The 12,132-nt window shown below is 64.6% G+C and carries 9 protein-coding genes and 1 pseudogene; 7 read left to right on the top strand and 3 right to left on the bottom strand.

Annotation, left to right across the window (positions count from 1 at the left end):
• Together DWV00_RS32785 and DWV00_RS32780 are read right to left on the bottom strand one after the other, a co-directional pair.
• Window positions 1–1,632, bottom strand: a pseudogene (locus tag DWV00_RS32785) (RHS repeat-associated core domain-containing protein); the annotation flags it as partial.
• 89 nt (window positions 1,633–1,721) lie between these two features.
• A complete protein-coding gene (locus DWV00_RS32780; RefSeq protein WP_115537776.1) occupies window positions 1,722–2,903 on the bottom strand; it encodes a cytochrome P450 in 1,182 nt (393 codons plus the stop codon).
• A gap of 289 nt (window positions 2,904–3,192) precedes the next feature.
• Between DWV00_RS32780 and DWV00_RS32775 the strand changes: the two genes are divergently transcribed.
• Entirely contained in the window at window positions 3,193–4,479 is a 1,287-nt protein-coding gene (locus tag DWV00_RS32775; RefSeq protein WP_181885659.1) for an SAM-dependent methyltransferase, read from the top strand.
• 134 nt (window positions 4,480–4,613) lie between these two features.
• Here the strand turns inward: DWV00_RS32775 and DWV00_RS32770 are convergent, their stop codons facing one another.
• Window positions 4,614–5,348: a GntR family transcriptional regulator gene (locus tag DWV00_RS32770; RefSeq protein ID WP_115537783.1), complete on the bottom strand. Its 735-nt coding sequence runs from the start codon at window positions 5,346–5,348 to the stop codon at window positions 4,614–4,616.
• A gap of 452 nt (window positions 5,349–5,800) precedes the next feature.
• Between DWV00_RS32770 and DWV00_RS32765 the strand changes: the two genes are divergently transcribed.
• The 6 genes from DWV00_RS32765 (at window position 5,801) to DWV00_RS32740 (ending at window position 12,131) form a co-directional block, all read left to right on the top strand.
• Window positions 5,801–7,069 carry an ABC transporter substrate-binding protein gene (locus tag DWV00_RS32765; RefSeq protein ID WP_245965135.1) on the top strand — a complete coding sequence of 423 codons (1,269 nt, stop codon included), beginning with the start codon at window positions 5,801–5,803 and terminating at the stop codon, window positions 7,067–7,069.
• A 96-nt stretch (window positions 7,070–7,165) separates the two neighbouring features.
• Window positions 7,166–8,122: a carbohydrate ABC transporter permease gene (locus tag DWV00_RS32760; RefSeq protein ID WP_115537773.1), complete on the top strand. Its 957-nt coding sequence runs from the start codon at window positions 7,166–7,168 to the stop codon at window positions 8,120–8,122.
• A 14-nt stretch (window positions 8,123–8,136) separates the two neighbouring features.
• On the top strand, window positions 8,137–8,976 hold the full coding sequence (locus tag DWV00_RS32755) for a carbohydrate ABC transporter permease (protein ID WP_115537772.1): 840 nt from the start codon (window positions 8,137–8,139) through the stop codon (window positions 8,974–8,976).
• Window positions 8,977–9,057: 81 nt separating this feature from the next.
• A complete protein-coding gene (locus tag DWV00_RS32750; RefSeq protein WP_245965134.1) occupies window positions 9,058–10,125 on the top strand; it encodes a Gfo/Idh/MocA family protein in 1,068 nt (355 codons plus the stop codon).
• 21 nt (window positions 10,126–10,146) lie between these two features.
• Window positions 10,147–11,157, top strand: coding sequence for an ABC transporter ATP-binding protein (locus tag DWV00_RS32745; RefSeq protein ID WP_115537771.1), 1,011 nt, complete (start codon window positions 10,147–10,149; stop codon window positions 11,155–11,157).
• A gap of 83 nt (window positions 11,158–11,240) precedes the next feature.
• Window positions 11,241–12,131 carry a glucosamine kinase nucleotide-binding domain-containing protein gene (locus tag DWV00_RS32740; RefSeq protein WP_115537770.1) on the top strand — a complete coding sequence of 297 codons (891 nt, stop codon included), beginning with the start codon at window positions 11,241–11,243 and terminating at the stop codon, window positions 12,129–12,131.
• Window position 12,132 lies beyond the last annotated feature (1 nt).

Here is a 12,132-nt window from a genome sequence, read left to right as displayed (position 1 = left end):
ATCGTAAGTGAAGCCCACCTGGGCACTGCCTTGCGTGATCGTCGTGAGCCGATCGGCGTTGTCGTACGCATAGGTCACGCCGCTCTGGCCGGCCACCTGGAAGCTGGTGCGTCGGTTCGCGGCATCGTACGCGTAACTGACGCTGCCCTGCGAGGTCGTCTCGCCGGTCAGCCGATCCAGTCCGTCATAGGTCCGCGAGATGGTGCCGCCTTGGCTGTCGACGATTTGAGAGGGCCGGCTGCCGGCATCGTAGGTTGTGCTCACCGTCGCATCTGGCGCTGTGAGCGTGCCGCCCGATTGCGTCTGCCCATACGCGGCTGATACGCGGCGGTTCAGTCCGTCGTAGCTGAATGTGGCGACCTTGCCGGTCCGATCGGTGAACTGCGTGAGGTTGTCGTCGCCGTCGTACGCATAGCTCTCGGTGGCCTGAAGCGGATCGGTGCGGCTTGCAGGCCGGTCTTTTGCGTCGTACGTGAAAGCGGTCACGCCGCCATTCGCATCGGTGAAGCTGGTGACGTTGCCATCGGCATCGTACGCGAGACTCGTGACACCCCCGCGCGCATCGGTTACGCGAGTCGGCAAGCTGCGCCCGTTGTAATCGAAGCGCGTGGTATTGCCCAGTGGATCCGACACGGATAACAACCGCCCGATTCCGTCGGTAAGCCGGGTGACGGTACGCCCGAGCGGGTCCGTGATAGACACCACGTCGCCATCCTGATAGCTGAACGTCGTGGCATTGCCCATCGGGTCGGTGGCCGAAGTCATCTGCCCCAAGCCGTTGTATGCAAAGTGCGTGGCGTCACCTAACGCATCGTCCGCCTCGATGCGATTGCCCAAGCTGTCATAGTGGAAGACGTCAGTGTGACCCAGCCCGTCGGCGTAGGTGGTAAGACGGTTATAGACGGGGTCGTACGTATAGTTGACCGTCACCGCCTGTGACGTACCCGAGAGTGCCGTCGCACTCGTGAGATTACCCATCGAGTCGTATGTGTAACTCGTGGTGCGCCCCAGCGCGTCAGTGCTTGCCGTAAGGAGGTTGGTGCCCGCACCCCGCGTGTAGCTAAAGCTCTGTGCTTCGGGCTTACCCGTCGCCCACGTTATGCTCGTCGCATAGCTGGCGGAGTTGAAATTCACTTGCCGCACGTTGCCGTTCGGGTCCGTGATGGCGGTCTGCGTGACGTTGTTGCTGCCGTCGAGCGTGTAAGCAAACTGGTAGATGCTGCCGTCTGCAAGCGTCTGCTTCACGACCCGGTTGTTGGTGTCGTACTGATTCGTCACCATCGTTTGGCCACCCGGCTTCGTCACACTCAGCATGTTATTGGACGAGTCGTAAGTGTAGCTCTCCACCCCGCCGTCGGGGTTGGTGACCTGCGCCAAGCGACCGCCCGAATCGTATTGGTACGTGACGATGCGACCGATGTTGTCCTGAGCCTGAGTGACTCGGTTTGAGCTGTCGTACGTCAGGCTGATATAGCGCCCGTCTGGACCTGTCACCTGCGTGAGGTTGCCGTACGAATCGCGGGTAAGCGTCAGCTTGTTGCTCAGCCTGTCATCGAACTCCCGCAGTGCCGCTGCGCGGGCGTTGGTGCATGCAGCACACTCGGCAAAGATCAGGGTGCGGCCGTCGCGCATCTTTAGCTGCCAACCGTTGTCAGTGCTCGACTGTATCGCCCAACCGGTGCCAGATTTAATACCGTCTACGACTCCCCATAGCGGCGCCTTCAACCAACCGAAATAGCCAGCCTCGCCAATCCGCGCACCGCACCGCTCGTGGGCCGCCAACACGGCTTCGGATCGATGACGGACAGTTTCGGCGCCCGAGCGACGAGCCGCTCGAACGCAATCCGGGCCTGCAACCGCGCCAGCGACTGAGCAAGGCAAGCGTGAATGCCGACACCGAACGCCAGGTGATGATTCGGCTGCCGGTCGATATCGAAGCGATCGGGATCGTCGAACCGGTCGGGGTCCCGATTAGCGGCCCCGACGATCGCGGTCACGTGCTCGCCGGCCTCGATCCGCACGCCGCCGACCGTCATCGGCGCCGTCAGCGTGCGCACGGTGACACGCTGCACGGGACTCTCGTAACGCAAGACCTCTTCGATCGCCGACGGCAGCCGCCGCGGGTCGAGACAGACGCGCCGGTATGCGTCGCCCCGTGTCGCGAGCAGCCATAGGCCGCTGGCGAGCATGCTCGCGGTCGTCTCGTAGCCTACCACCATGGTCAGCACGAGCGTGCCGACGAGCTGATCCTCGGACATCGCCCCGTCCTCGTCGCAGGCGCGCACCATCGCACCGACCAAATCGTCTCCGGGCACCGCCCGTCGCTGTGCAACCAGCATCCGCGCCAACTGCGTGACGCCCGCGAGCGCCGCGGCATGGTCGCGGCCTTTCTCGTTCGACATGTCGTGTCCGGCCAGAACGAGCGGCGTCCATTCGAGGAAACGCGCATGCCATCCCTCGGGAATCGCGAGCAACTCCGACAGCAGCAGCGCGGGCAGCGGCGTCGTGAACTCGGCGACGAAATCGCCGGCGCCGCGCGCGAGAATCGGCGATAGCAGCGCGTCGACGATGCGCTCGACGGCCGGGGCCTGCTCGGCAACGCGCTGCGCGCCGAGCCCTTCGAGCATCGCCGCCTTGATGTTGCCGTGTACCGGTGGATCTTGGGCCGAGAGGCAATGTTCGTAGGGGCAGCGGCGCACGCCGTTCGGATTGGTCATCTTCGAAGTCTGCCGCGCGCGCAGAACCTGAGCGACGTCGTCGTAGCGCGTGACCATCCAGCTGCCGCGCAAGCCGCAGACATGCGGCACCCAGTAGGGCCCGGCCTCGCGCCGCATCGCGGCATAGGTGGGATAAGGATCGTTGCGGAACCCGGCGCTGGCGAAATGCGCGACATCGAATCGCATGGTCGACGCTCTCCTGATCTTGCGCGGACAAATCGCGCGATGCGCCAGGATCACATGGGCCGACCGAGCAGGTGTTCGTCAGCGCGAACCGCGAAAGCGGCACGCGAACCGTTCGGGCCGCACGCACGGCCTTCGCATCGGGCTCCATTGCAAGCATGGGTGCCCGCCTAGACTGGCGCAATCGCCTCGTATCGCGGCACCGACGCGTCTTCCGCGTAACGCAACGCAACGCCGCTCGTTCGCGTTCTCGAAGGCCGTTGCCGCCCTCGTCTTCCATAGGAGAAAACGCATGTCGACCCCGACTCAAGCCGCCGTAGCCGCCCCTGCCGCAATCGTTGCCGGAGATCTCTCCGAGCCAGCCGGATCGACGCAGCCCGCTACCGCCGGTCGGGAGGTCAAGCTAAGTCCATTCGCCACGCGTGTTGCCGCCCCGCGACCGGCAGCCGAGGACGCGCCCGGCGAAAGCACATCTTCGTCGGGCCGCCTCGTGATCGTCGGCTCGGGCATCCGAACGCTCGGCCAGATGACGTTCGAAGCGCTCGGCCACATCGAAGCGGCCGACGAGGTGTTTTATGCGGTGGCGGACCCGCTCGTCGAAGCCTTCATCGAACGCCACGCTCGATGCGCGAGCGATCTGTGCATGCTGTACGACGAAGACAAGCCCCGCATGGATACCTACGTCCAGATGGCCGAAGTCATCATGCGCGCGGTGCGGCGCGGCCGCTACGTCGTCGGCGTGTTCTACGGGCATCCCGGCGTGTTCGTGACGCCCTCGCATCGGGCCATGGCGATCGCACGCCAAGAGGGCTATCGGGCTGAAATGCTCGCCGGCGTCTCCGCCGAAGACAATCTATTCGCCGACATCGGCTTCGATCCCTCGCATCCGGGCTGTCAGACGCTCGAAGCCACCGAAATGCTGCGGCACGGTCGGCCGCTGCTGACCGACCTGCACGTCGTGCTGTTCCAGGTCGGCGCCGTCGGCGATCAGGTCTTCAACTTCAACGGCTTCAGAAATCCAGGCTTTCAGACGCTGATCGACCGGCTGATCGCCGAATACGGCGAGGAACACGACGTCTACCATTACGTCGCATCGATGTACGCGCCATGCCGCCCGGTGGTCAGGCGGCACCGGCTCGCCGATTTCCGCGATCCCGATCTCGCGAAGCGCGTCACGGTCGTATCGACCTTCTACGTGCCGCCTCGCGGCGCCTCGGCGCCGATCGCGCAAGCCATCGCACGCGGGCTGTCGGGCGAGCGCGGCAAGGCGGGCTACGCAGGTGCGAATACCTCGGAGCAACTGTACGGCCCGGCCCAGCAGGCCGCCATCGCCCGTCTCGACGGCCATCGGATCTCGTCGAACTACCGGCGTCGCGCGCTCACCGATTCGATGTACGAAACGATGTACGCGCTCGCGACGAATCCGTCCGTCTTGCACGAGTACGAGCGCGCGCCGGACGTGTTTCTGTCGGAGCGGGAGGGATTGCGCGCCGAGGAACGCGAGGCGCTGAGAGCGCCGGGCATGCGCGCGCTGCATGATGCGATGCTCGAGAGCCAAGCACGAGCGGACGAGTCTTAAGCAGGAAGATGTGAGCGGTAAACGGCGAGCGGCGAGCGGCGAACGATGACCGCCAAATTGCGAACGTGATTCGCAAGCCGCGAATCGAGCCGCCCGGCCAGGGCTGCACCGGCCCTTCAGACCCGGCGCTCGGTTCAGCGCTTCAGTTCCACGACGAAGTCGTAGTACTCGTTGACGCAGTAGGTCTTGGTGAACTCGATCGGCACGTCGTCGTGCGTGTAGCCGACGCGGATCACGAGCAGCAGCGGCGCCCCTTTCTGCAGCCCGAGCAAATCCGCCTGCTCGTCGTCGGCCACCGCGCCCCGAAAGTGCTGCATCGCACGCACGATCGGCTTGCCGATCTCGTCGAGATATTCGTAAAGCGATTCTCCGACGCGCTCGATCGACGGCACGATCCCGTGCGGCAACGTCGAGCTGTGAATCGAAATCGCCGTCGCGTCGGCCCTCTTCAAGCGCGTCAACGAAACGACGTCGTCTTTCGGCTGCAGCGCGAGCGCGCTCATTTCCTCGTGGGTCGGCTTGCGGCGGCGAAATTCGATCAGTTCGCTGTGAGGCACGAAGCCGCGCGGCCGCACCATCTCGCTGAAGCTGTCGAGCCGCGAGAGCACTTGCTCGAAACGCGGCGCAATGAAGGTGCCCGCGCCGCGATTGCGCACGATCACGCCGTCGTCCTCGAGCATTTTCAGGGCGCGACGCGTCGTGACGCGCGATATGCCCAGCGTGTCGACGAGCGTGCGCTCCGGCGGCAGGGCCTCTCCGGCCAGCCACTCGCCGGCCTCGATCGCGGCGGTCAGCCGGCGTGCCAGTTGCAGATACATCGGCGTCGGGTCGTTTTCATCGACCTTCAAAGCGCGAAGACGTCGGTCCATGGTCCATTTCATCGTGCCAGATCGTGGCGATAATACCAGTTCGAACTCGCCATCCCTCATCGTTCCCTCCGTCGAATAGTCGCTCCCAGCGAGCGCCGCGCTGCCCTCATCCCCCGACGAACGCTCGGTCGCGGGTAAACACCGACTTCGCACGCCCTTCCATTCCTTCGCTCAATCCGCTTTAATTGGCATTGTTATGGTATCTCTTTGGTATCTTAACTCAGGTTGTGGCGCTTGCGTATCGATGACATGCTTCCGGCCGAAATACCGGTAAATATTGGGCCTCAAGAGAATTACGCCTATCCGAGGCGCCGTCTCGGCAGGACGAAACCTCTCCTCGACACGCTAGCGACCATTGAATACATTGTAGATACCAATTATGATTGGTATCCAACAACAGCCGGAGACCGCGGCGGCAACCGCGCCGCCGCCGACCAAAAGGAGTGTTCGAGATGAAAAGCAAGTCAATGGGGATGGTCCGTGCGCTGGTGCCGGCGCTGCTGTTCGCCGCCGCGCATGCGGCCACGGCCTCCCCGGTCACGCTGACGATCGAAAGCTGGCGCAATGACGATCTTTCCGCCTGGCAGCAGAAAATCATTCCCGCGTTCGAGAAAAGCCACCCCGACATCAAGGTGCGCTTCACCCCGCTCGCCCCAACCGAGTACGACGCGGCGCTGCACGCGAAGCTCGACGCCGGCACGGCAGGCGATCTGATCGCCTGCCGGCCGTTCGACGCGTCGCTGTCGCTGTACCGCAAAGGCCAGCTCATTTCGGTGAACGACATTCCGGGCATGGACAACTTCAGCACGCTCGCGAAGACCGCCTGGACCACGGACGACGGCAAGACGACGTTCTGCGTGCCGATGGCGTCCGTCATCCACGGCTTCATCTACAACAAGGACGCGTTCGACAAGCTGCATTTGCAGCCGCCCGCCACCGTGAGCCAGTTCTTCGACGTGCTCGACAAGCTCAAGAAGGACGGCACCTACGTTCCGCTCGACATCGGCACGAAGGACGGCTGGGAGAGCGCCCAGCTCGGCTACGAGAACATCGGGCCGACCTACTACGACGGCGAAAAAGGGCGCCTCGCGCTCATCGCCGGCAAGGAAAAGCTGACGGATCCGAACTGGGTGGAGCCGTTCACGGTCCTCGCGCGCTGGCGCCCGTATCTGTCCAAGGGCTTCGAAGCGCAGTCCTACCCCGACAGCCAAAACCTGTTCACGCTCGGCCGTGCCGCGATCTACCCCGCGGGATCGTGGGAGATCGCGAACTTCGAGAAGCAAGCGCAGTTCAAGATGGGCGTGTTCCCGCCTCCGAAGCAGAAGATCTCCGATCAGTGCGAAATCTCGGATCAGCCTGACAGCGCGCTGGGCGCGAACGCGAAGTCGCCGCACCTCGCGCAAGCGAAGATCTTCCTGCAGTGGGTGGCGTCGCACGAGTTCGCCCAAGTCTTCACGACGTCGCTGCCGGGCTTCTTCAGCCTGCAAAAGGGCAGCGTCAAGGTGAGCGACCCGCTCGCACAGCAGTTCCTCAGCTGGCGCGGGCAATGCGCGACGACCATTCGCCCGACCTATCAGTTCCTGAGCCGCGGCACGCCCAACCTCGAGAACGAGTTCTGGGTCGAAAGCGCGAACGTGATCAACGGCACCGACACGCCGCAAAAGGCCGCCGCGAAACTCCAGGCAGGCCTCGACAGCTGGTACAAGCCCGCGCAGCACTAAGCAGCACTGAGCAAAACTGAACTGAGCTTCGCCCGGCACGGCCGCCGCATCGCCAGCGGCCGCGCCGGCTCCTTCCTCTCGCCCGTGAGTATTCGAATGCGTGCCCTGCCCCTGAACCCAGCGGCCGCGACCGAAGCGGTGCCGCGCCGCCCGGTACGCTGGCATATCGCCGTCTTTTTAGCCCCCGCGTTTCTGATCTATACCGCGGTGATGATCGTGCCGCTGATCGAGACGCTGCGTCTGAGCTTTTTCCGCGCGGTCGACAACCGTCAGGTCTACGTCGGCACCGCGAACTTCTCGAAGCTGCTGACCGACCCGCTCTGGTCGCATAGCTTCTGGAACGCGCTCGTCAACAACTCCTACTTTCTCTCGATCCACCTGGTCGTCATGGTGCCGCTCGGCATCGCACTCGCCGCGCTGCTGTCGCTGCCGCGCCTGCGCGGCGCGACGTTCTACCGCACCGCGATCTTCATGCCGACCATGCTTTCGTTCGTGATCGTCGGCTTCACTTGGAAGCTGATTCTCTCGCCGTTGTGGGGGATCGCACCGCATCTGCTGAACCTCGTCGGCCTGCAGAACCTGTTCGGCCCGTATCTCGGCGACGAGCACACTGCCCTGACCACGCTCGGCTTCATTTCGGTTTGGCAATACGTGGGCGTGCCGATGATGCTCATGTACGCGGCAATGCTGTCGATTCCCGAAGAGGTGATGGAGGCGGCGGAAGTGGACGGCATCCTCGGCTTCTCGCAATTCTTCCGCATCAAGCTGCCCCTGCTTTGGCCCACCGTGGGGCTGATCGCCATCCTGACCTTCGTCGGCAATTTCAATTCGTTCGATCTCGTCTACACGACGCAAGGCGTGCTCGCGGGACCCAACTACTCGACCGACATCCTCGGCACGCTGCTGTACCGGACGTTCTTCGGCGCGATGCTCCAGCTCGGCGATCCGAACATGGGCGCGGCGGTGGCCACCGCCATGTTCACGATCATGCTGATCGTCGTGTGCGCGTACTTGTTCATCGTGCAGCGCAAGATCAATCGCTATCAGTTCTGACCACGGAGACGACCATGCCCCGCGCCCGCACCTCGCCCGCCCGCAGCGCCGCCTCTCACGCGGCACTGATTCTCTATACGTTCATCGCGCTCGCGCCGATCCTGCTGATCGTCATGAATTCGGTCAAGTCGCGCGCGGCGATCTTCGGCTCGCCGATGCTGCCGCCCACGCCCCACACGTTCGATTTGATCGGGTACACGACGGTCCTCTCCGAAGGCTCGTTCGGCACGTATTTCGCCAACAGCCTGATCGTGACGCTCGTCTCGCTCGCCGGCACGATCATATTCGGCGCCATGGCGGCGTTCGCCTTGTCCGAATACCGCTTCAAGCTCAATCCGCTCACCGGGCTTTACATGGCCATCGGCATCATGATTCCGATCCGGCTCGGCACGGTCGGCATTCTGGAGATGATGTCGAAAGCCGACCTCGTCAACACGCGCACCGCGCTGATCCTCGTCTACACGGCCCAGGGCCTGCCGCTGGCCATCTTCATCCTGGCCGAATTCATGCGCACGCTATCGGCCGACCTGAAGAACGCCGGTCGCGTGGACGGCCTGTCCGAATACCGGATCTTCTTCCGGCTCGTCATGCCGCTGCTGCGCCCCGCGATGGCGACGGTGGCCGTGTTCACGATGATTCCGATCTGGAACGACCTCTGGTTTCCGCTGATCCTCGCGCCCGGCGAATCGAGCAAGACGGTGACGCTCGGCTCCCAAGTCTTCATCGGCCAGTTCGTGACCGACTGGAACTCCGTGCTCGCCGCCCTGACGCTCGGCATCTTGCCCGTGGTGGCGTTGTACCTGCTGTTTTCGAAGAGCCTCATTCGCGGCTTGACCGCCGGCGCCGTGAAATGACGCCTAGGCGTCGCAATCGCCGCGGCTCATTCGAACTTGTCCTGCCGTCATGCCAAACAGAAACATAGAAGGAGCACCCACGTGAATTCCCCCGCTAGCGCGCGTCCGCTGCGCACCGTCGTCATCGGCCTCGGCCAGATGGGCCACGCGCACGCCTTGGCCTATCACCACAATCCCGACTTCGAAATCGTGGGGCTGTGCGATCGCGGAGCACCCACTCTGCCGCCCCAATTGACCGGTTATCCGATGCTCGAGAGTTTCGACGCGCTGCTTGCGCTGAAGCCCGACGTCGTCGCCGTCTGCACCTATACCTCGAGCCATGCGGAACTCGCCATCAAGGCGCTGGAAGCTGGCGCGCACGTATTCGTCGAAAAGCCGCTCGCGCCCACGCTCGAAGAGGCGCAGGCCGTGATCGACGCGGCCGAGCGCTGCGCGCGCAAGCTCGTGATCGGCTACATCCTGCGCCACCATCCGTCTTGGTCGACCTTCATCGAGAAATCGCGCGAGGTCGGGCCGCCCTATGTCATGCGCCTGAACTTGAATCAGCAGTCGAGCGGCAAATCGTGGGAGATCCATAAGCGGCTCATGCAGACCACGTCGCCGCTCGTCGATTGCGGCGTGCACTACGTCGACGTCATGTGCCAGATCACCGATGCCAAGCCGGTCCAGGTTCGCGGCATGGGTCTGCGGCTGTCGAGCGAGATCGACGACAACCAGGTCAACTACGGCCATCTGCAGGTCGTGTTCGAAGACGGATCGGTCGGCTGGTACGAGGCCGGCTGGGGCCCGATGTTCTCGGAGACGGCTTATTTCGTCAAAGACGTGGTGGGGCCGCGCGGCGCGGTCTCGATCGTGCTCGATACCGAGGCGAAATCGGCCGACGTCAACACCCACACGAAAACGGGCAACGTGCGGATGCATTCGGCCGCATTGACGCCGGACGGCCAGCTCGCCCGCGCCGACGAATGGATCTCGATGGCCGACGAGCCCGGCCATCACGAACTGTGCGCCCGCGAGCAGCGCTTTCTGGCCGACGCGATTCGTCATGACCGGGATCTGACCAAGCATTACGAGGATGCGCTGCGCTCGCTCGCCATCGTCTTCGCGGCCGAGCGCAGCCGTCGCGAAATGCGCGCGATCGATCTTTGACGCGCGCCACGGAGTTCTGACATGAGTGCCCTCAACCTCGAACAAGTGACCAAACGCTTCGGCGAAACGGACGTCCTCAACGGGATCAACCTCGATGTCTCGCCCGGCGAGTTCGTCGTCTGCGTCGGCCCCTCCGGCTGCGGCAAGTCGACCTTGCTGCGCATCGTCGCGGGCCTCGAGGATCACACCTCGGGCCACGTGCGCATCGGCGGATCGCTCGTCGATACGACGCCGCCGGCCAGCCGCGGCATCGCGATGGTGTTTCAGAGCTATGCGCTGTACCCGCATCTGAACGTGGCGGACAACATGAGCCTCGCGCTCAAGCGCGAACGCGTGGGTCGAGAAGAAATCATGCGCCGTGTGAAAGCCGCGGCCGACATGCTGGCGCTCGGGCCGCTGCTCAAGCGCCGGCCGGCCGCCCTCTCGGGCGGGCAGCGCCAGCGCGTGGCCATCGGGCGCGCGATCGTGCGACAGCCGAAACTGTTCCTCTTCGACGAACCGCTGTCGAACCTGGATGCCGAGTTGCGCGTCAACACGCGCGTCGAACTGGCCAATCTCCATCGCACGCTCGGCGCGACGATGCTCTACGTCACGCACGACCAGATCGAAGCGATGACGCTCGCCGACAAGATCGTCGTGCTCAACGGCGGCAAGGTCCAGCAAATCGGCAGCCCCTCCGATCTTTACGACCGGCCGGTCAATCGATTCGTCGCCGGCTTCATCGGCTCGCCAAAGATGAATTTCGTCGAGGGCGAGGAAGCGGGCCGCGACGGCGCGAAAGCGATCGGCGTGCGCCCCGAGCATTTACGGCTCGAAGCCGATGCCCCCCGTTGGCGCGGCACGGTTCGCCATGCGGAGTTTCTCGGCTCCGACAGCTATGTGTTCGTCAAGACGGAAACGGCCGGCGAGTTGACGATCCGCGTCCCGGGCCGCGCCGACACGGCACTGGGCTCGCAAGTCGGGATCGCGCCGATGCCGGGCAAGGTCCTGCGCTTCGACGCGAACGACAGGCTGATGGCCGCGCACGACTAAACCCCGACTACGGACGACGGACGACGCACCGCACGCCCCCTACGGGCTGCGGGTATCGCCGATCGGCTTCATCGAAACAATCCATGGACATCAAATCGGAAGCAGCATTGTTGTTCGGCGTGGACGGCGGCGGCACCGGGACGCGCCTCATGCTGTCGGCGGGCGGCCACGCCCCGCCGATCGTCGAGCACGGCGGGCCTAGCGCGTTGTCGCTCGGCGCTCGAGCAGCGTGGAAAACATTGGAAGCGCTCTGTCGCGCGGCTTGCGAACGCGCGGGCATCGACTTTAGGTGGGAACGCTGCGTCATCGCGGCCGGCATGGCCGGCGCGCATCACGTCGATTGGAAGCGCCAATTCGTCGAGCTTGCGCCCCCGCTGCGCGCGCTACGCGTCGAAACCGATGCAACGATGACGCTGGCCGGCGCGCACGGCGGCCGTCCCGGCGCGATCATCGCGCTGGGCACGGGCAGCGTCGGCGAATCGGTTCACGCCGACGGCACGCGAATCAGCGTCGGCGGCTATGGATTTCCGGCCGGCGACGAAGCAAGCGGCGCATGGCTCGGCCTGCGCGCGGCGCGGCATCTGCAGTATGCATTCGACGGCCGAGCGCATCCCGACTCGCTCTCGCAGGCGCTGCAGCAGCGCGTCGGCGTCGGCACGCGCGAGGCGCTCGTCGAATGGCTGATGGCCGCGACGGCCGGCGATTTCGCCCGGCTCGCGCCCGCGGTCGTCCTGAACGCCGCGCATCCGTTCGCCTACCAATTGCTTTGCGAGGCCGGCGCCGAACTCGCGACGATGGCGCGCGCGCTCGACCCCGGCGGCACGCTTCCCCTCGCCCTGTGCGGCGGGCTTGGCCGAGCGTTGTCCGCCTATCTGCCCGAGGCACTGCGAGCGCGCCTCGTCGAGCCGCGCGCGGACGCCGTCGCGGGAGCGCTGGCCATCGCCGCCGATATCTCGCATGAGATCAACGCCTAGG

The sequence above is a fragment of the Trinickia dinghuensis genome, from assembly GCF_003367175.1.
Taxonomy (GTDB): domain Bacteria; phylum Pseudomonadota; class Gammaproteobacteria; order Burkholderiales; family Burkholderiaceae; genus Trinickia; species Trinickia dinghuensis.
This window is presented reverse-complemented; position numbering and strand designations above follow the sequence as displayed.

Excerpts from the sequence above, each read along its gene's own strand:
- DWV00_RS32755 (WP_115537772.1), top strand. The coding sequence starts at position 8,137 with ATGCCCCGCGCCCGCACCTCGCCCGCCCGCAGCGCCGCCTCTCACGCG.
- DWV00_RS32745 (WP_115537771.1), top strand. The coding sequence starts at position 10,147 with ATGAGTGCCCTCAACCTCGAACAAGTGACCAAACGCTTCGGCGAAACG.
- DWV00_RS32770 (WP_115537783.1), bottom strand. The coding sequence starts at position 5,348 with ATGGACCGACGTCTTCGCGCTTTGAAGGTCGATGAAAACGACCCGACG.
- DWV00_RS32765 (WP_245965135.1), top strand. The coding sequence starts at position 5,801 with ATGAAAAGCAAGTCAATGGGGATGGTCCGTGCGCTGGTGCCGGCGCTG.
- DWV00_RS32740 (WP_115537770.1), top strand. The coding sequence starts at position 11,241 with ATGGACATCAAATCGGAAGCAGCATTGTTGTTCGGCGTGGACGGCGGC.
- DWV00_RS32760 (WP_115537773.1), top strand. The coding sequence starts at position 7,166 with ATGCGTGCCCTGCCCCTGAACCCAGCGGCCGCGACCGAAGCGGTGCCG.
- DWV00_RS32780 (WP_115537776.1), bottom strand. The coding sequence starts at position 2,903 with ATGCGATTCGATGTCGCGCATTTCGCCAGCGCCGGGTTCCGCAACGAT.
- DWV00_RS32775 (WP_181885659.1), top strand. The coding sequence starts at position 3,193 with ATGTCGACCCCGACTCAAGCCGCCGTAGCCGCCCCTGCCGCAATCGTT.